This window comes from Thermomonospora catenispora (assembly GCF_006363815.1).
Classification (GTDB): Bacteria; Actinomycetota; Actinomycetes; order Streptosporangiales; family Streptosporangiaceae; genus Thermomonospora; species Thermomonospora catenispora.
In genome coordinates, this window is sequence record NZ_RRYT01000002.1 from 343,358 (window position 1) to 361,160 (window position 17,803).

Below are 17,803 nucleotides of genomic sequence, written 5' to 3' on the forward strand. Positions count from 1 at the left end.
CGCCCGGCGGGGCCGGTCGCGGCCGGCGCCGTGCGGAGGGCTCTCGCCGCGGGACGAACGTGGGACGGACCGGGATGGAGAGGCCGGTGCCGCCCGAGCCGACGGGACGGGAGGGCGGGCACCGGCCGGTGCGGAGCGATCGGGCGCCGCGCCCGGCGGCGCCCGACGGGGCTCACGAGGCGGCGGGACGCCGGGAGAGCGACTCCGAGAGGGTGAGCTCGGCGCCCGTGCGGGCGACGACCTCCTCGGGGTCGACACCGGGGGCGGTCTCCACCAGCACCAGGCCCTCGGAGGCGACGTCGAGGACGGCCAGGTCGGTGATGATGCGGTCGACGCAGGCGCGTCCGGTGAGGGGAAGGGTGCACTCCTCGACGATCTTGGGAGAGCCGTCCTTGGCGGTGTGGGTGGTCAGCACGATCACCCGGCGGGCGCCGTGCACCAGGTCCATCGCCCCGCCCATGCCCTTGATCATGGCCCCGGGGATGACCCAGTTGGCCAGGTCGCCGCGGGCGGAGACCTGCATGGCGCCCAGGATCGCGGTGTCGATGTGACCGCCGCGGATCATCCCGAACGACAGCGCCGAGTCGAAGAAGGACGCTCCCGGCAGCACGGTGACGGTCTCCTTGCCCGCGTTGATCAGGTCGGGGTCGACCTCCTCCTCGCGCGGATACGGGCCCACCCCCAGGATCCCGTTCTCCGAGTGCAGCATGACGTGCACGCCGGGCGGGATGTGGCCGGGCACCAACGTGGGCAGGCCGATGCCCAGATTCACATATGAGCCGTCGGTCAGTTCGGCGGCGGCGCGGGCCGCCATCTCCTCGCGCGTCCAGGCCATCAGGTGCGCACCGTCCTCTTCTCGATCCCCTTGGCCGCCGCCTGCTCGGGGGTCAGCGGCACCACCCGCTGGACGAACACGCCCGGAAGGTGGACCTCGTCGGGGTCGAGGGCGTCCACCAGCTCCTCGACCTCGGCGACGGTGATCCGGCCGGCCATCGCGGCCAGCGGGTTGAAGTTCCGGGCCGCCTTGTTGAACACCAGGTTCCCGTACCGGTCCCCGCGCCGGGCCCGGACCAGCGCGAAGTCGGTGACGATGCCGCGTTCCAGCACGTACTCGACGCCGTCGAACTCGCGGACCTCCTTGGGCGGGGAGGCCACCGCGACGCCGCCGTCGGGCGCGTACCGCCACGGCAGGCCGCCCTCGGCCACGGCCGTTCCGACTCCGGCCGGCGTGTAGAAGGCCGGGATGCCGCAGCCGCCCGCGCGCAGCCGCTCGGCGAGCGTGCCCTGCGGGATCAGCTCGACCTCCACCTCCCCGGCCAGGTACTTGCGGGCGAAGGTCTTGTTCTCGCCGATGTAGGAGCCGGTCACCCGGGCGATCCGGCCCGCGGCCAGCAGGACGCCCAGCCCGCCGCCGTCCACGCCGCAGTTGTTCGACACCACGTGCAATCCGGTGGGCCCGGCCTCCAGCAGCGCCTCGATCAGCACGTTCGGCACGCCGCTGAGGCCGAAGCCGCCGACGGCCAGCGACGCTCCGTCCGGGACATCCGCGACGGCCGCCGCCGCGCTGGCCACCACCTTGTCCATGTCCCCACCCTCACGGATCTGTTCGCATAGTGAACTTTCGTTCATAAATTCGCGGAGCAGTTTGCGTCGTGGATTCGGCGATGTCAACAGCGCCGGAGCGCCCTGGGACGGCCCTGTCGGCCGGTGCGGCCGCCTCGGTCCGCGCCGGCCGGACCGGACGGAGCGGCCTGCGTCGAACGCGCCGGCGCGCGCCGGCCCACGCGATCGCATCGGCCGGCGTCGGTCCGTGCGGTCCGTGCCGGCCCGCCGCCGCGTGGGATCGCCGTCCGCTCCGGCGCGGGATCGGGCATCGGGAGGCCGGCGCGTGTCTGCACGTGTCCGCGCGTGTCCGCGCGTGTCCGCCGTCGCTCGCCGTGCCCGTCTCTCCTCCGTCGCGCTCCCCTCCGCCGAGGGCGGGCGGCGATCGGTCCGCGGCCGGGGGCGGGCGTGCATCGGGGAACGGCGGGAGGCGCCGGAGCGGTCGGGACCGGCGAGGCGAGGGGCGGGAGGGCTCCGGGGGAGGGGGTCGGAGCGGCCGGAGAGGGCGTCAGGGCAGCGGCGAGCGGTCGGCGGCATGCCGGACCGCCGACCCTGCGCATGGCAGAAAACGTTCTAGTCGCCTTTCAGGAATCTGCCCGGACATCTCGTCCATACCCACGAAAAGTGGCTATGAATCAGGGGTTTTCGGATCGTGTCGGCGTTGTTACATTGCCCAGCAGACAAGAATTCATTTCAGTCGTCTGGGAGGTGCGATGACCGGGCGAGCAGTGCGGCCGGCCGCGCCAGCGCGGCCCGAACCGCCCCCCTCGATGGTGGAGCGGATGACCCTGATCCTGGACGCGTTCGCAGGACGCTCGGCCCGACTCACCCTGGAGGACGTGGCCCGGCACACCGGGCTGCCCCGCTCGACCGCGCACCGCATACTCGACCAGTTGGTCAAGCAGCGCTGGTTGGACCACAACGCCCACGGCTACGGGCTCGGGCGGCGGGCGCTGGGCCTCGGCGGCGGAGACGGCGGGCAGAGCCGGATCCGCGAGGTGGCCGCGCCGCTGCTGCACGAACTGCAGATCACCACCGGGCTGGTGGCGCACCTGGCGGTGCTGGACGGGGCGGAGATCTACTACCTGGACAAGGTCGGCGGCCGGCTGGCCTCCTCGGTGCCCTCCCGGGTCGGCGGCCGGGCCCCGGCGCACTCCACCGCACTGGGCAAGGCGATCCTGGCCTGGCTGGAGCCCGAGCGGGTCGACGCGCTGTTCGGCCCCGGGCTGTGCCGGCTGACCAACCGCACCATCGGCGACCTGAACACCCTGCACCAGGAGCTGCACCGGATCCGGCGGCGGCGCGGGCTGGCCTTCGAGCGCGGGGAGTCCCATCCCGGCATCGCCTGTGTGGCGGCGGCGATCCGCGGCGAGGAGGGCCCGGTCGCCGGCATCTCCCTGGTCGGCGACATCCGCACCCCGCTGGAGAACGTCGCCCCGCTGGTGGCCGCCGCCGCCCGGGAGGCGTCCCTGAGCCTCTTCCCCGGCTCCGGCCCCTCGGCCCGCCGCGCCCGGGGCCGTCGCCCCTGCCCGCCGCCGCAGCCGGAGGACACCTGGTCGCCCGAGGCCATGAACCGTCTGCTGGCCCTCGACGCCCGCGACTGGCTGTGACGGCCGCGGACCGCGGCCCGCCCGCACGACCGCCCCGGCCATCGCGCGGGTCCGGGAGGAGGGGAGGCGTCCCGGGCCCGCGCGGGCGGGAACGCCGCCGAGGCGAGCCGAACGGCGCGAAGGACGCCGGACCGCGCGCCGACCGCCCGGGACCGGCGTCAGCCCCATCGGTCGGCCCTGGCCCAGGGGTCGGGGGCGACGGAGGCGCCGGACCCGTCGATGCCGAAACGGCTGCGGAAGAAGATCATCGGGCGGCGCTCGGGGGCGACGCGCTCGACCGCCAGCACATGCCCGACCACCACGTCGTGATCCCCGGCCGGATGCACGGCGTGCACGTCGGCGTGCACCCGGGCCAGCACCCCGGGCAGCGACGGGGTGCCCCACGGGGAGACCTCCCATACCAGGCCCTCGAACCGGCGGCCCTGCGCGGACCCGAACCGCTCGCACACCTCCTGCTGCTCCTCGGCCAGCACGTTCACGCAGAACCGCCCGGCCCGCCGGATCCGCGGCCAGGAGCGCCCCCGACGACCGGCGCAGAACAGCACCAGCGGCGGCTCCAGCGACACCGACGCGAACGCCTGACAGGCGAAGCCCACCGGCTCCCGCCCGTCCAGCCCGGTCACCACCGTCACCCCGGTGGCGAACAACCCCATGGTCCGGCGGAACTCCAGCGAGTCGGGGCCGGGGCCGGTGGAGGGCGCTGGCTCGGCTGACATGGGTCACCTCTCGGGCTGGCCTGGCACGGCCCCTCGACCGTAGGGCGTGTCCGCACGGCGCCGGTAAGCGGGATCCCGTTGAGCGGAAGAGGCCGCTTTCGGTCCCTCATCGGCGCCCGCCGCGGCGCGTCCCGCTGATCGGGATGCGCCGGGCGGCCTCGATGAGGCGCTGATTACGGTCCCGGCAACGCCATTGCCGACGGACCGAGGGACGATGACCACCGAGCTGACCCACGCGTCGACGTTGCGCGAACTCGTCACCGATCAGGGCGTGCTGCGCTACCGCGAGGCCGGTGACGGCCCTCCGCTGCTGCTGTTGCACGGGTCGGGCCCCGGCGTCACCGGCTGGCGGAACTTCCGCGGCAACCTGCCGGCGCTCGCCGAGCACTTCCGCTGCCTGGTGCTGGAGTTCCCCGGCTTCGGGGTGAGCGACCCCACCGACCGGCATCCGATGGTCGCCGCGGGGGACGCGGTGAGCAGGTTCCTGGACGGGCTGGGCCTGCACCGGGTGGACGTGATCGGCAACTCGATGGGCGGGATCGTCGGCGTCCAGTGGGCGCTGGCGCACCCGGACCGGGTGCGGCGGCTGGTCACCGTCGGCGGCATCGGCCCCAACCTCCTCAGCCCCACGCCCGCCGAAGGCGTCAACCTGCTGACGGAGTTCGTCGAGGACCCCACCCGCGAGCGGCTGGCCCGGTGGCTGCGCTCCATGGTCTGCGACCCGGCGCTGGTGACCGAGGAGATGATCGAGGAGCGCTGGCGGCAGGCCACCGACCCCGCCGTCCTCGCCGCCTCCCGCCGCATGTACGGCCGGGAGGCCGTCGCGGCCCGCGCCGCCCGGGCGGCCGCCTCCCGCACCCCGCCGTACTGGGCGATGCTGCACACGCTCAAGGCCCGCACCCTCATCACCTGGGGCCGTGACGACCGGGTCAGCCCCGTCGACATGGCGCTGCTGCCGATGCGGACCATCCCCGACGTGGAGGTCCACATCTTCCCCAACTGCGGGCACTGGGTGATGATCGAGCAGAAGGAGGCCTGGGAGCGCACCGTCCTGGCCTTCCTGACCCGCAAGGACGCCTCATGAGCGCGGCCGGGTGGGACGCCGAGTACGACCTGGTGGTCGTCGGCAGCGGCGGCGGCGGGATGACGGCCGCGCTGACCGCCCACGAGCTGGGCCTCGAGCCGCTCATCGTGGAGAAGGGCAGGAAGTACGGCGGCAGCACCGGCCTCTCCGGCGGGGGCATCTGGATCCCCGGCAACCCGGTGCTGCGCAGGCGCGGCCTCCACGACTCCCGCGAGTCCGTCCGCCGTTACCTCGAACGGCTCACCGCGGGACGGGTCCCGCCGGAGCGGCTGGAGGCGTTCATCGACAACGGCCCCGCCGCGATGGAGCTGCTCTGCAGGAGCAAGTGGATGAAGTTCTCCTGGACCAAGGGCTACTCCGACTACCACCCCGAGCTGGAGGGCGGCAGCCCGCTGGGCAGGTCCATCGAGCCCAAGCCGTTCGACACCCGCAGGCTGGGCGAGGACGAGAAGTACCAGCGGGCCAACAGCATGAAGGGGCCGCTGGGGCTGTGGGTGACCGCCAAGGACTACCACGACCTGGCGATGGCCAAGCGGACCTGGCGGGGCCGCCGCGCCGTGCTGGTCGCCGCCTGGCGCGTGGCCTCCAACCTGATCCGCCGTCGCCACATGGCCGCCGGAGGACGGGCCCTGGTGGCGCGGATGCGGATGGCGCTCAAGGACGCCGGCGTCCCGCTGTGGCTGCAGACCCCGATGACCGACCTGGTCACCGACGAGGACGGCGCCGTGATCGGGATCGTCGCGGAACGCGAGGGCGCCGCCGTGCGGATCAGGGCGCGGCACGGGGTGCTGCTGGCGACCGGCGGCTTCGACCACAACCCCCGGATGCGCGCCGAATACCTGCCCGAGGGCGGCCGGGCCGACTTCGGCATGGGAGCGCGGGAGAACACCGGCGACGGCATCCTCGCGGGGATGAGGCTCGGCGCGGCCGTCGATCTGATGGACGACGCCTGGTGGATGCCCGCCGTCCGGCACCCGTCCGGGGCGCCGATCCCGCTGGTGTCCGAACGCGCCATCCCCCGCCAGGTGATCGTGAACGCCGAGGGCCGCCGGTTCACCAACGAGGCCGCCCCCTATGTCAACTTCGTCCACGACCAGCTCGCCGGCGGGCATGTGCCGTGCTGGATGGTGATGGACGCCAAGGCCCGCGCCCGCTACCCGTTCGCGCAGATCCTGCCGGGGGCGCCGATCCCGCGGGCGTTCTATGAGGCGGGCGTCGCGTTCCGGGCCGCGACCCTCGCCGAGCTGGCCGAGGAGATCGGCGTCCCCGCGGGCGCCCTCGTCGAGACCGTCGAGAGGTTCAACGGACACGCCCGCGACGGCGCCGACCCCGACTACGGCCGGGGCGAGAGCGCCTATGACCGCTACTACGGCGACCCCAGGCTCAAGAACCCCAACCTCGACGTCATCGACACCGCCCCCTTCTACGCGTTCCGGATCGAGGTCGGCGACCTGGGCACCAAGGGCGGGCTGGTGTGCGACGAGCACAGCCGGGTGCTGCGCGAGGACGGTTCGGTGATCGAGGGCCTGTACGCCACCGGCAACACCTCGGCGTCGGTGATGGGCAACGAGTACGCCGGGCCGGGCGCGACCATCGGCCCGTCGATCGTGTTCGGCTACATCGCCGCCAAGCATGCGGCGTCGCGGGCGGGACGGATCTGACGGTGCTGCCATGACGGTGCTGACGGTGCGGGTCGCCGAGGTGGTGCGGGAGACCGCCGAGGCCCACACCCTCGTGCTGGAGCCCGCCGAGGAGGACCGGGACCGCTTCGCCTACCGGCCCGGCCAGTTCCTCACCATCCGGGTGCCCACCGAGGCCGGCCCCGTGGCGCGCTGCTACTCGCTGTGCAGCTCGCCGGTGTGCGACGACCTGCTCAAGGTGACCGTCAAGCGGGTCGCCGGGGGCCTGGGGTCCAACTGGATCTGCGACAACGTCACCGCGGGCGACGTGCTGGAGGTGCTGCGGCCCTCCGGCACCTTCACCCCCGCCTCGCTGGACGAGGACCTGCTGCTCGTGGCGGCGGGCAGCGGCATCACCCCGGTGATGTCGATCCTCAAGTCCTGCCTGGCCGCCGGGCGCGGCTCGGTGGCCCTGATCTACGCCAACCGCGACGAACGTTCGGTGATCTTCGCAGGCGAGCTGCGCGCCCTGGCCCGGCGGCACGGGGAGCGGCTGACCGTCGTGCACTGGCTGGAGTCCCTGCAGGGCCTGCCCACGGCCGCCGCGCTGCGCGCGCTGGCCCGCCCCTACCGGGGGAGGGAGGCGTTCGTGTGCGGGCCGGAGGCGTTCATGGAGCTGACGATCTCGGCGCTCACCGGGCTCGGCGTGCCCGCCGAGCGCGTCCATGTGGAGCGGTTCTTCTCGCTGTCGGGCGACCCGTTCGCCGAACCGGAGCCCGAGGAGGACGCCGCCTCCGGCGCCGACGCGACCGTCGAGGTGGAGATCGACGGCCGGACCCGCACCGTCGCCTGGCCGCGCTCGGCGCGGCTGCTGGACGTGCTGCTGCGCGCCGGGATCGACGCCCCGTACTCCTGCCGCGAGGGCTCCTGCGCCGCCTGCGCCTGCGTGCTGCTGGAGGGCGAGGTCGCCATGGACGCCAACACCGTGCTGGATCGCCGGGACCTCGACGACGGGCTCATCCTCGCCTGCCAGGCCAGGCCGCTCAGCGATCGCCTCAAGGTCAGCTACGACGGCTGACCGCGACACCAGGGGAGTTCAGGCCATGCGCAACCGCGTGCTCGATGCGATCATGGAACGCGCCGAGGAGATCCGCGAGCTGGGGCCGGTCGGCGAGCGGCTCGGCAGACTGGACGAGAGGTCCGTGCGGGCGCTTCGGGAGGCCGGGGCGATCCGCTTGCTCCAGCCGGCCGAGTACGGCGGCCTGGAGGCGCACCCCCGCGAGTTCGCCGAGACGGTGATGGCGATCGCCGCGCTGGACGGATCGACCGGATGGATCGCCGGGATCGTCGGCGTGCACCCCTGGGAGATGGCGATGGCCGACCCGCGGGTGCAGGAGGAGATCTGGGGCGAGGACCCCGACACCTGGATCGCCTCCCCGTACGCGCCGATGGGCATCGCCCGCCCGGTCGACGGCGGATACGTCTTCAACGGGCGATGGCAGTTCTCCTCCGGCACCGACCACTGCGACTGGATCTTCCTCGGCGGGATGCTGGGGGACGCCGAGGGGAGGGCGGTGCGGCCGCCGCAGGCCCTGCACCTGATCCTGCCGCGCTCGGACTACGAGATCGTGGAGGGCTCCTGGGACGTCGCCGGATTGTGCGGCACCGGCTCCAAGGACATCATCGTCCGCGACGCGTTCGTGCCCTCCCACCGGGTCATCCCGTTCGCCAAGGTCCTCGACGGCACCGCGCCGCGCGAGGCGGGGCTGACCAACCCCACCTACCTGGTCCCGTTCTCTACGGTGTTCCCGCTGGGCATCACCGCCGCCGTCATCGGCATCACCGAGGGGGCGCTGGCCTGCCACCTGGCCTACCAGCGCGACCGCGTCCAGATCACCGGCACCCGGATCAAGGACGACCCCTACGTGCTGTACGCGATCGGCGAGGCCGCCGCCGAGATCTCCGCCTCCCGCACCGCGCTGATCGACAACGCCTGTCGCATGTACGACAAGGCCGCCGCGGGCAAGGAGATCACCTTCGCCGAACGCGCCGCCGGCCGCCGCGTCCAGGTCCGCGCCGCCTGGCGGGCCGTCCAGGCGATGAACGAGGTCGTGCTCCGGTCCGGGGGCAACGCCATGCGCCGGGACAACCCCATCCAGCGTTTCTGGCGCGACGCCCACGTGGGCCTGGCCCACGCCATCCACGTCCCCGGCTCGGTCTACCACGCCTCCGCCCTGACCGACCTGGGCCTCGAACCCCCGCCCGGCCCCATGCGCTCGATGATCTGAGCCGTCTCTCAACCGCCCGCTCCGCGGTCCGGCGCGGTCGGCCGTCCGGAGCGGCTCCACCCTTCGGAGGCGGTCACCGTGCGGGCGCGCGGATCCACCGGCTCGACGGGGCGGTCCTCATAGGGGGTGGAGAGCACCACGTGGGAGTTCATCTCCCCGTGCGCGCCGAGCCGCTCGAGCAGTCCCTCCAGGTGCGCCATCGAGGCCGCCCGCACCTTGAGCATCGTGCACCACCCGCCGCTCAGCTTGTGCACCTCGACGACCTCGGGCAGGTCCTCGGCGGCCGTGGTCTTGAGCAGGCAGCGGCCGAGCGCGCAGCGCATCTGCACGAAGGCCGTCAGCGGCTGCCCGACGCGGGCCGGGTCGATGCGCGCCCGGTAGCCCAGGATCACCCCGGACTCCTCCAGCCGGCGCACGCGTTCGGCGACGGCGGGCGGGGAGAGGTTGACGCGGCGGGCGAGCGCGTTGAACGAGAGCCGCCCGTCGCGTTGGAGCTCGTCGATGATGCGCCAGTCGATCCGATCGAGCGGTCTTTCCATTCCCCAAGCCCTCCCGGCGTGATCCTTTGCGATGGGCAGGCGCGACGGGCGAACTTCCGTTCTTTGCCCATTCAATGTCGCATATGACGCTTTTACCGTTCAGGGCATGGTCACCGATGCCCGGCCGGCCCGGAAGGGAACGCGCAGGACACCGATGGCGGCGCTGTGCTCGGGCGTCGCCCTGATGAACGCGGTGATGGCGATGGCGGGCGCCGCGAGCACGCTCGTGGTGGGGGATCGGCTCGGGACCGGCTGGGGCGGCGTGCCGGTCACCGCCGGCGTCGTCGGGACGGGCGCGGGCGCGCTCGTCCTGACCCGGCTGATGCGGCGGGCGGGCCGGCGGGCCGCCCTGATCGCCGGCTATGTCGCGGCGTCGGTCGGGGCCTGCCTGACGGTCGCCGGGGTCCTGGGGGCCGGCGTGGCCGTCCTGATCGCCGGGATGCCGCTGCTGGGGATCGGCAACGCGGGGGCGCAGCTGTCGCGCTACGCCGCCGCCGACCTGTATCCGCCGCGACGGCGGGGGTTCGCGATCGGGCTGGTGGTGTGGTCGGCCACCGTCGGGGCCGTCGGCGGCCCGCTGCTGCTCGATCCGGCCGACGACGCGGCCGCCGGAGCGGGCCTTCCGGCGCTCGCCGGGCCCTTCCTGCTGACGCTGCCGGCCTGCGCCGCCGCCGCGCTCGTCTCCGTCGGGGCGCCCGCCCGGACGGGAGGGGACGCCGCGCCGCCCGGGCCGCGGCGCGCCCTGGTGCGCGCCCCGGCCGTCCGGTCCGCGCTGGTCGTCATGGGGACGGCGCAGGTCGTGATGGTCGGGGTCATGACGGCCACGCCGCTGGAGATGCACCGGCACGGCGACCACCTGGGGACGGTCGGGATCGTGCTGTCGGCGCACACGCTGGGCATGTACGCGCTGTCCCCGGTGACGGGCCGGCTGTTCGACCGCTTCGGGCCCCGGCCGGTGGCCCTGCTCGGCCTGCTCGGCCTGGTGCTCTCCTCCGGGCTGGCCGCCGTCGCCCCGGCGCGCGCGGCGGCCCTCTTCCTCCTCGGCTACGCCTGGAACCTGTGCTTCGTCGCCGGCAGCGGCCGGCTCGCCCGGGACCTGCCCGAGTCCGAGCGGTCCCGCGCCGAGGGCGCCGTCGACGCCGCGGTCTGGATCTCCGGGGCCGCCGCGAGCCTGCTCTCCACCGTGATCATGTCCGCGGGCGGCTACGGAGCCCTCGCCGCGACGGCCTGCGTCCTCGCCGGGGGGACCGCGCTCACCCGGCTCCGCCCGGGCCACGACGCGCCGACGGCCGCCGGTCCCGGGACGGCGCCCGGGTGAGACGGCCGGGCCGGGCGCGCCCCGGCCGGTCGTGCCCTCCTCGCGCCCCTTCCCCGCAGCGGACGGGTGGCTTCCTCACAGCAGACGGGTGGCGGTGCGGCCGGCGACGTCGACCTGCACCTCGTCGAAGCGCCCGGGGTGCTCGGCCAGCCAGACGCGGTCGGCCAGCACGAGAGGGTCGACCGGCTGGACGTGCGCGGTGCGCCACGGCCGACGGCGCAGGAAGGCCACGCGCATCGGCTTCGCCGGGAGCACCCCGTAGGCCACCGTGATCGCGTCGCCGGGCGGGTGGAGGCGCCGGACGCGGTGGGCGCCGAGCACGAGCTGACCGCGGGCCGCCTGCGGCAGCAGGGTGTGGGTGAACGGAGCTCCGCCGCCGGGGTCCACCACCAGGCGGAAGGGGGGCCCGCCGTCGCGGCGGAGGCGGGCGGACCACCCCGAGAGCGGTAAGACCAGCCGGTCCGCACGGTCACGGTCGGCGCCGCCCGAGGCGTGCGGCGCCGTCATCCGGCGGCCTCCGGCGCGCATCGCGGGCAGCGTCGGGTCAGCGGACGCAGCTTCAGCCGGGCGAAGGCGATAGGGGCGCCGCAGTCCTGACAGCGGCCGTAGTCTCCGGTCGCCATGCGCTCCAGGGCCTCGTGCAGCTCGGCGGCGTCCGCCTCGGCGAGGGTGATCTCGGCGTACAGGGCGGTGCGCTCGCCGTCGGACCCGGTGTGGTCGCGCAGCTCGGCCAGCAGCCGGTCCAGCTCCAGGCTGCGCCACAGCAGCCGGCTCTGCAGCTGCTCGCGCAGCGCCTGGAGCTGGACGCTGGAGAGGTGACCGGGGGCGTCGAGCGGCATGGAGGACCTCCTTCGCCGGTCGGGGTCTGGGGGACGCGGCCGACGCCCGCCCGATCGCGGATGCGGGCCGGTCGCCGGCCGGGACGCCGCATCACCGCCGCCGCTGCTGGCAGCGCACGCAGAAACGGGCGTACGGCAGGATCTCCAGCCGGCCCTCGGGGATCGGCTCATTGCAGCCCTCGCAGATCCCGTAGGTGCCGGCGTCCAACCGGGCCAGGGCGGCCTCGACCTCTTCCAGGGTCTTGCGCAACGTGTCGAACCGCGTCAGCGCCGCCTCGTCGGAGCGCAGGTCGCCCCGGCTCTCCAGGACGGCCAGCTCCGCCGTCCGGGCATGGCGCTCCTGCTCCAGCCGTTCGCGGGCCAGTCGGGCGCCTGTGCCGCCCGGCCTGCGATCGTCGGCCGTACCGCGAGTGGCGTCGTTCACGGTCATCGCAGAGACTCCCTTCGGGCACCGCCTCGGTGCCGGGTAATCGAAAAGCCCCCCACGTCGTCGTGGAGGGCTGCGCCGCCGGCGTCCGACCGCGGACGCGGACGGGGACCGGACGCCGACGGCGCGACTGGGTTCCGGCTTCTCCGTCCACCATGAGCGGAGGACGCGGCGACCGCCATCGGGGACGACACTCATTTCCTCGGTGAGCGGGCATGTATCCCCCGGGCCGGATGTTCCCGGCGGCTCGGGGACGGCGGCACGATGGACATATGAGGGCGCCTACCGCGGATGAAGCGCCCGCAGCCCGGCCGGGTGAGGCCGGAGATGACGGGAGACTGCGTTCGGTGCGGCTGTTTTGGCGGGTGTTCTGGCTGAACGCGCTGGTCGGCGCGGTCGCCACCGTGCTGTTGATGATCGGCCCCTGGACGGTGTCGGCCCCCATCCGGCTGATCGAGGCGGTGGTGCTGCTGGCCGGCCTGGCGGTGCTGCTCACGTTGAACGCGGCCCTGCTGCGCTGGGGCCTGGCGCCGCTGGAACGCCTCACCCGGATGATGACCACCGTCGACCTGCTGCGCCCCGGGCAGCGGCTGCCCGTCACCGGCAGCGGCGAGGTCGCGGCGCTGATCGACACCTTCAACCAGATGCTGGCGCGGCTGGAGGCCGAACGCGGGGCCAGCAGCGCCCGCGCCCTCTACGCCCAGGAGGAGGAGCGCCGCCGCATCGCCCGGGAACTGCACGATGAGATCGGCCAGAGCCTGACCGCCGTGCTGCTGGAGCTCAAGCGGCTCACCGACCGGGTCCCCGAGCCGTTGCGGGAGGATCTCGCCTACGCTCAGGAGACCACGCGCAACAGCCTGGAGGAGGTGCGCCGCATCGCCCACCGGCTGCGTCCCGACGTGCTGGAGGACCTGGGACTGGTCAGCGCGTTGACCGCGCTGACCTCGCAGTTCGCCGCCCACACGTCCCTGCGCATCCACCGCAGCCTCTCCTCCGGCCTGCCGCAGCTGAGCCCGCACGTGGAACTGGCGCTGTACCGGGTCGCCCAGGAGGCCCTGACCAACACCGCCCGCCACGCCGACGCCACCGCCGCCGAGCTGAGCCTGACCCCCGTCGACGGCGGGGTGCTGCTTCGCGTCGACGACGACGGCAAGGGCATCGAGGGGCGGCCCGAGGGCACCGGCATCCAGGGCATGCGCGAACGCGCCCTGCTGGTCGGCGGAGAGCTCACCATCGGCCCCGGCCCCCGGGGCGGCACCCGCGTCTCCCTGTTCGTGCCCACCAGCTCTGCCGGCGAGGAAAAGACATGACAGCCATCCGCAAGACCCGCATCCTGCTGGCCGACGACCATGCGCTGGTGCGCCGGGGCGTCCGGCTCATCCTGGACGGCGAACCCGATCTGCAGGTGGTCGCCGAGGCCGGAGACGGGGCCGAGGCGATCGAGCTGCTCCAGGAGGTGGAGGCCGACCTGGCCATCCTGGACGTGGCCATGCCCAGGATGACCGGCCTGCAGGCGGCCCGTGAACTGTCCCGGCGCCACCCGGACCTGCGGCTGCTCATCCTCACCATGCACGACAACGAGCAGTACCTCTTCGAGGCGCTCAAGGCGGGCGCGGCGGGGTACGTGCTCAAGTCGCTGGCCGACCGCGACCTGGTGCAGGCGTGCCGGGCGGCGATGCGCGGCGAGCCGTTCCTGTACCCCGGCGCGGTCACCACCCTGATCCGCAGCTATCTCGACCAGGCCCGCCAGGGCGGCCCGCTCGACACCCCGCTGACCCACCGCGAGGAGGAGATCCTCAAGCTCGTCGCCGAGGGCCACTCCTCCAAGGAGATCGCCGACACCCTCGTCATCAGCGTCAAGACCGTCGAACGCCACCGCGCCAACATCCTGGCCAAGCTCGGGCTCAAGGACCGCCTGGAGCTGACCCGCTACGCCATCCGCACCGGCCTGATCGAGCCCTGACCCCGCCGCCGGCCGTCCCCACGCCGCGCCGCCCGGCCGGCCGAGCCTCCCGCCCCGGCCCGATGATCGCGGGACCGGAGGCGCCCTTGGCGCGGGCAGGTATATCTGTGTGCCGGGACCGGTCCGTCATCACGAGAACGCAGGCGACGAGGTGAACGAGACCGATGGCGAACGGCTGGGTGCAGGCGTCCGAACCGATGACGCTGGGGGCGGGTGCGGTGACCCTCGTGGAGGGGGCCTCCTTCTGCGTGTGCGCGCCGTCCGGGGACATCGCGCCGGGCGGGGCGCATGGGGTGTTCTTCGCCGACACCCGGGTGCTGTCCCGGTGGGAGCTGCGGATCGACGAGGAGGCGGTCGAACCGCTGACGGTCGTCCCCAAGGAGCCGTTCCGGGCGCTGTTCGTGGGCCGGGCGCGGCCCCGGCCGGGACGGGCCGACAGCACCCTGCTGGTGCAGCGGGACCGGTACGTGGGGGTCGGCCTGCGCGAGGACGTCACCTTGGAGAACCTCAGCGGTGAGCCGGTCGGCTGCCGGGTGGAGCTGGCGGTCGACTCCGACTTCGCCGACCTGTTCGAGGTGAAGGCCGACCATGTGCGACGGCGCGCCCGGGTGGAGCAGGAGGCCGTCGCCGGAGAGCTGCGGATCACCGGGCGCTTCCCCGACGGGCACACCCGCGGCGTACGCCTCACCTCCGACCAGGAGATGATCGCGGGGGCGGGGAGGCTGGCCTTCCGGGTGGTGGTGCCGCCGCGGGAGACCTGGCGGGTCACCCTGCAACTGCATCCCAGCGTGGACGGGCACGAGCCGCCCCCTCGCTACCCCACCCACCGACCGGTGGAGCAGGCCGTCCCGGTGCGGCGGCTGCGGGACTGGGAGCGCGAGTCGCCCGAGGTCGAGTGCGACGATCCGGCGCTGGAGCGGGCGCTGCGGCGCAGCCGGCTGGACCTGGGGGCGCTGCGGCTGTTCGACCCGGACGCGCCGGAGGGGCCGAGCGCGGTCGCCGCGGGGGCGCCGTGGTTCATGACGCTGTTCGGGCGGGACTCGCTGATCACCTCGTACATGTCGCTGCCGCTGGACCACGGGCTGGCGGTCGGCACCCTGCGGGCGCTGGCCAGGCGGCAGGGGACCAAGAGCGACCCGCTCACCGAGGAGGAGCCCGGCAAGATCATGCACGAGCTGCGGTCGGGCACCGACACCGCCGGGATGCTCGGCGGATCGCAGGCGTACTACGGGACGGTGGACGCCACGCCGCTGTTCGTGATGCTGCTGGGCGAGCTGTACCGGTGGGGGCTGCACCGCGACGAGGTGGACCGGCTGCTGCCGCACGCCGACCGGGCGCTGGAGTGGATCGAGGAGTACGGCGACGCGGACGGGGACCTGTTCGTGGAGTATCGCCGCAAGACCGACCGGGGCCTGGTCAACCAGGGCTGGAAGGACTCCTTCGACGGGATCAACTTCGCCGACGGGCGGATCGCCGAGCCGCCGATCGCGCTGGCCGAGGTGCAGGGGTATGTGTACGCCGCGTACGTGGCGCGCGCCCACATCGCCCGGGAGCGCGGGGACGCCGAAGTGTTCGGGCACTACCGCGACAAGGCGCTGCGGCTGCGCAAGGCGTTCAACGAGACGTTCTGGCTGGAGGACCGCGGATACTTCGCCGTGGGACTGGACCGCGACAAGCGGCCCATCGACGCCCTGGCCTCCAACATGGGCCACTGCCTGTGGACGGGCATCGTCGACCCCGCCAAGGCGCGCAGCGTGGCCGACCGGCTGATGTCGCCGCAGATGTTCAGCGGGTGGGGCGTGCGGACCCTGGCCTGCGACATGGGAGCCTACAACCCGATGAGCTACCACAACGGGTCGGTGTGGCCGCACGACTGCGCGCTGATCGCCACCGGGTTGATGCGGTACGGGTTCGTGGCGGAGGCACACCGGCTGGTGCGGGGGCTGCTGGACGCCGCGACCGCGTTCGGAGGACGGCTGCCGGAGCTGTTCTGCGGCTTCGACCGCTCCCGCTATGAGGCTCCGGTGCCGTACCCGACCTCCTGCTCGCCGCAGGCGTGGGCGGCGGCCGCGCCGGTGCAGCTGCTGCGCGTCCTGCTGCGGCTGGATCCGGCGATCCCGCAGGGGCGGGTGTGGTGCGCGCCCGCCCTGCCGGAGTCGATCACCGAGCTGACGGTGCGCGGGCTGCCGCTGGCGGGGGGCCGGGTGACGGTGACCCGCGACGGGGTGACCGGCCTGCCGGACGGGGTGGAGCTCATCGCCCGGCCCCGCGATCCGCTGGCGGCGCTGGAGGGGCGGCCGGAAACGGCCACCCGAGGTTAGGCATCGTTCACTCAAGCCGGATTGCGAAGAAATCTTCAATCTGAGTTATAACTTTTTCGGGGTCGATCCCCCGCGGTCTTCTTCGACGAGCTGAGCGAGCCCACCGGGACGGCACGGGCTCCGCCCCGGCCGCGCATCGCCCGAGGCGAGGAGGGTTCGCCGGCCGCTTGTCGCACCCAGGAAAGGAGGCCTCCGCCCATGAGCAGCCTCGGTGCCGTTCCGCTGCGGGTCGCACTGGTCGCTCCGCCGTGGTTCGACGTTCCGCCGCGCGCCTACGGCGGGATCGAGGCGATGGTCGCCGACCTGGCGACCGCACTGGACCGACGCGGGCACGAGGTGGTGCTGATCGGCGCCGGCCGGAACGGCACCCCCGCCCGATTCCTCCCGACCTACGCCGAGGCTCCCTCCCCCCGCCTCGGGGAGCCCGTCCCCGAGGTCGTGCACGCCGCCGCGGCCACCCGTCTCCTGGACGAGCTGGACGTGCACATCGTCCACGACCACTCGCTGGCCGGCCCTCTGACCGCCCGCGGCCGCGCCGTCCCGACCGTCGCGACCGTGCACGGTCCGGTGACCGGGGACCTGGCCCGCTACTACGCCGAACTGGGCGACGCCGTGGGCCTGGTCGCCCTCTCCGACGCCCAGCGCCGCGCCGCCCCCGGCCTCAACTGGGTCGGCACGGTGCCCAACGCCGTCGACGTGGACACCTTCCCGTTCCGCGCCGACAAGGAGGACTTCGTCCTGTTCATCGGCCGGTTCAACCCCGACAAGGGCGCGCACCTGGCGATCGACGCGGCACGCGCCGCCGGCCGCCGCATCGTGCTGGCGGGCAAGCTCAACGAACGGCCCGAGCGCGACTACTTCGCCGCCGAGATCGAGCCCCGCCTCGGCCCCGACGTGGAGTACGTGGGCGAGGCGGACGGCGCCCTCAAGCGCGACCTGTTCTCCCGCGCCCGCTGCCTGCTCTTCCCGATCCAGTGGGAGGAGCCGTTCGGCATGGTGATGATCGAGGCCATGGCGTGCGGCACCCCGGTGGTCGCCCTGGGCCGCGGCGCCGTCCCCGAGGTCGTCGTCGACGGCCGCACCGGCTACATCCTGGACGACCCGGCCGACCTCCCCGAGGCCGTCGACCGGGTCGACCGGATCCGGCCCGCCGACTGCCGCGAGCACGTGGCGGCCAACTTCGACGTCTCCGTCATGGGGCGCCGGTACGAGCAGGTCTACCTGTCCCTGCTCGGTCTTCCCGCCGGCCGGCCGCCGTTCACGACCGTGCCCGACGGCCTGGCCCTGGCCGGCTGACCGCGAGCCGGTCCGACCGGCCCCGGCCGCATCGTCCGGGCGGCCGGGGCCGCGCGGGCACGCGCCGGCGGCGCCGAGCGGGTGAAGGGGATGCCGCACGTTCGAACGTCGCCGGGCCGTCACGCCTCCGCGGCGTCTCGGGCGGGCGGCCCCGGCGTGCGTCGGGGGCGCCGCCGCGGCC

At 73.9% G+C, this 17,803-nt stretch carries 17 protein-coding genes; 10 read left to right on the top strand and 7 right to left on the bottom strand.

Going from position 1 to position 17,803, the window contains the following annotated elements; genetic code table 11:
* Positions 1–172: 172 nt before the first annotated feature.
* On the bottom strand, positions 173–835 hold the full coding sequence (locus EIO00_RS03280; RefSeq protein ID WP_140175375.1) for a 3-oxoacid CoA-transferase subunit B: 663 nt from the start codon (positions 833–835) through the stop codon (positions 173–175).
* Positions 835–1,584 (bottom strand): CoA transferase subunit A, encoded by a 750-nt coding sequence (locus tag EIO00_RS03285; RefSeq protein ID WP_140175376.1) that lies wholly within the window; start codon positions 1,582–1,584, stop codon positions 835–837. The genes EIO00_RS03280 and EIO00_RS03285 overlap by 1 nt, the downstream gene beginning before the upstream one ends.
* Before the next feature lie 800 nt (positions 1,585–2,384).
* Here EIO00_RS03285 and EIO00_RS03290 point away from each other — a divergent pair.
* Complete coding sequence (locus EIO00_RS03290) at positions 2,385–3,212, top strand: IclR family transcriptional regulator (protein WP_241661083.1); 828 nt, start codon at positions 2,385–2,387, stop codon at positions 3,210–3,212.
* A 158-nt stretch (positions 3,213–3,370) separates the two neighbouring features.
* Here the strand turns inward: EIO00_RS03290 and EIO00_RS03295 are convergent, their stop codons facing one another.
* Positions 3,371–3,928, bottom strand: a complete 558-nt coding sequence (locus EIO00_RS03295; protein WP_140175378.1) for a flavin reductase family protein — start codon at positions 3,926–3,928, stop codon at positions 3,371–3,373.
* Between the two features lie 214 nt (positions 3,929–4,142).
* On the opposite strand from EIO00_RS03295, the gene EIO00_RS03300 reads away from it, so the two are divergent.
* The 4 genes from EIO00_RS03300 to EIO00_RS03315 are packed head-to-tail and all read left to right on the top strand — an operon-like array spanning position 4,143 to position 8,919.
* A complete protein-coding gene (locus EIO00_RS03300) occupies positions 4,143–5,012 on the top strand; it encodes an alpha/beta fold hydrolase (protein ID WP_140175379.1) in 870 nt (289 codons plus the stop codon).
* On the top strand, positions 5,009–6,673 hold the full coding sequence (locus tag EIO00_RS03305) for an FAD-binding protein (protein ID WP_140175380.1): 1,665 nt from the start codon (positions 5,009–5,011) through the stop codon (positions 6,671–6,673). The genes EIO00_RS03300 and EIO00_RS03305 overlap by 4 nt, the downstream gene beginning before the upstream one ends.
* Positions 6,674–6,683: 10 nt before the next feature.
* A complete protein-coding gene (locus EIO00_RS03310) occupies positions 6,684–7,709 on the top strand; it encodes a ferredoxin--NADP reductase (RefSeq protein ID WP_140175381.1) in 1,026 nt (341 codons plus the stop codon).
* Between the two features lie 25 nt (positions 7,710–7,734).
* A complete protein-coding gene (locus tag EIO00_RS03315) occupies positions 7,735–8,919 on the top strand; it encodes an acyl-CoA dehydrogenase family protein (RefSeq protein WP_140175382.1) in 1,185 nt (394 codons plus the stop codon).
* A gap of 8 nt (positions 8,920–8,927) precedes the next feature.
* Here the strand turns inward: EIO00_RS03315 and EIO00_RS03320 are convergent, their stop codons facing one another.
* Positions 8,928–9,458 (bottom strand): Lrp/AsnC family transcriptional regulator, encoded by a 531-nt coding sequence (locus tag EIO00_RS03320; RefSeq protein WP_140175383.1) that lies wholly within the window; start codon positions 9,456–9,458, stop codon positions 8,928–8,930.
* Between the two features lie 106 nt (positions 9,459–9,564).
* Between EIO00_RS03320 and EIO00_RS03325 the strand changes: the two genes are divergently transcribed.
* Complete coding sequence (locus EIO00_RS03325) at positions 9,565–10,776, top strand: MFS transporter (protein WP_161602634.1); 1,212 nt, start codon at positions 9,565–9,567, stop codon at positions 10,774–10,776.
* A 75-nt stretch (positions 10,777–10,851) separates the two neighbouring features.
* Here the strand turns inward: EIO00_RS03325 and EIO00_RS03330 are convergent, their stop codons facing one another.
* From EIO00_RS03330 to EIO00_RS03340, 3 genes are all read right to left on the bottom strand, one after another.
* Complete coding sequence (locus tag EIO00_RS03330; RefSeq protein ID WP_140175385.1) at positions 10,852–11,304, bottom strand: hypothetical protein; 453 nt, start codon at positions 11,302–11,304, stop codon at positions 10,852–10,854.
* Entirely contained in the window at positions 11,280–11,615 is a 336-nt protein-coding gene (locus EIO00_RS03335; RefSeq protein ID WP_140175386.1) for a TraR/DksA family transcriptional regulator, read from the bottom strand. Before EIO00_RS03335 ends, EIO00_RS03330 begins: the two co-directional genes overlap by 25 nt.
* A gap of 91 nt (positions 11,616–11,706) precedes the next feature.
* On the bottom strand, positions 11,707–12,045 hold the full coding sequence (locus tag EIO00_RS03340; protein ID WP_140175387.1) for a TraR/DksA family transcriptional regulator: 339 nt from the start codon (positions 12,043–12,045) through the stop codon (positions 11,707–11,709).
* A gap of 344 nt (positions 12,046–12,389) precedes the next feature.
* Between EIO00_RS03340 and EIO00_RS03345 the strand changes: the two genes are divergently transcribed.
* The 4 genes from EIO00_RS03345 to EIO00_RS03360 all read left to right on the top strand — a co-directional run bounded on the left by EIO00_RS03345 (position 12,390) and on the right by EIO00_RS03360 (position 17,622).
* Positions 12,390–13,352 (top strand): HAMP domain-containing sensor histidine kinase, encoded by a 963-nt coding sequence (locus EIO00_RS03345; protein WP_140175388.1) that lies wholly within the window; start codon positions 12,390–12,392, stop codon positions 13,350–13,352.
* Entirely contained in the window at positions 13,349–14,005 is a 657-nt protein-coding gene (locus EIO00_RS03350) for a response regulator (protein WP_140175389.1), read from the top strand. Before EIO00_RS03345 ends, EIO00_RS03350 begins: the two co-directional genes overlap by 4 nt.
* Before the next feature lie 164 nt (positions 14,006–14,169).
* On the top strand, positions 14,170–16,326 hold the full coding sequence (locus EIO00_RS25505) for an amylo-alpha-1,6-glucosidase (protein ID WP_175596108.1): 2,157 nt from the start codon (positions 14,170–14,172) through the stop codon (positions 16,324–16,326).
* A 198-nt stretch (positions 16,327–16,524) separates the two neighbouring features.
* Positions 16,525–17,622 (top strand): glycosyltransferase family 4 protein, encoded by a 1,098-nt coding sequence (locus tag EIO00_RS03360; protein WP_140175390.1) that lies wholly within the window; start codon positions 16,525–16,527, stop codon positions 17,620–17,622.
* Positions 17,623–17,803: the final 181 nt, after the last annotated feature.

Coding starts and splice junctions, on each gene's coding strand:
- EIO00_RS03325 (WP_161602634.1), top strand. CDS start 9,565: ATGGTCACCGATGCCCGGCCGGCCCGGAAGGGAACGCGCAGGACACCG.
- EIO00_RS03290 (WP_241661083.1), top strand. CDS start 2,385: ATGACCCTGATCCTGGACGCGTTCGCAGGACGCTCGGCCCGACTCACC.
- EIO00_RS03350 (WP_140175389.1), top strand. CDS start 13,349: ATGACAGCCATCCGCAAGACCCGCATCCTGCTGGCCGACGACCATGCG.
- EIO00_RS03285 (WP_140175376.1), bottom strand. CDS start 1,584: ATGGACAAGGTGGTGGCCAGCGCGGCGGCGGCCGTCGCGGATGTCCCG.
- EIO00_RS03295 (WP_140175378.1), bottom strand. CDS start 3,928: ATGTCAGCCGAGCCAGCGCCCTCCACCGGCCCCGGCCCCGACTCGCTG.
- EIO00_RS03310 (WP_140175381.1), top strand. CDS start 6,684: ATGACGGTGCTGACGGTGCGGGTCGCCGAGGTGGTGCGGGAGACCGCC.
- EIO00_RS03360 (WP_140175390.1), top strand. CDS start 16,525: ATGAGCAGCCTCGGTGCCGTTCCGCTGCGGGTCGCACTGGTCGCTCCG.
- EIO00_RS03340 (WP_140175387.1), bottom strand. CDS start 12,045: ATGACCGTGAACGACGCCACTCGCGGTACGGCCGACGATCGCAGGCCG.
- EIO00_RS03300 (WP_140175379.1), top strand. CDS start 4,143: ATGACCACCGAGCTGACCCACGCGTCGACGTTGCGCGAACTCGTCACC.
- EIO00_RS25505 (WP_175596108.1), top strand. CDS start 14,170: ATGGCGAACGGCTGGGTGCAGGCGTCCGAACCGATGACGCTGGGGGCG.
- EIO00_RS03335 (WP_140175386.1), bottom strand. CDS start 11,615: ATGCCGCTCGACGCCCCCGGTCACCTCTCCAGCGTCCAGCTCCAGGCG.
- EIO00_RS03330 (WP_140175385.1), bottom strand. CDS start 11,304: ATGCGCGCCGGAGGCCGCCGGATGACGGCGCCGCACGCCTCGGGCGGC.
- EIO00_RS03320 (WP_140175383.1), bottom strand. CDS start 9,458: ATGGAAAGACCGCTCGATCGGATCGACTGGCGCATCATCGACGAGCTC.
- EIO00_RS03315 (WP_140175382.1), top strand. CDS start 7,735: ATGCGCAACCGCGTGCTCGATGCGATCATGGAACGCGCCGAGGAGATC.
- EIO00_RS03280 (WP_140175375.1), bottom strand. CDS start 835: ATGGCCTGGACGCGCGAGGAGATGGCGGCCCGCGCCGCCGCCGAACTG.
- EIO00_RS03305 (WP_140175380.1), top strand. CDS start 5,009: ATGAGCGCGGCCGGGTGGGACGCCGAGTACGACCTGGTGGTCGTCGGC.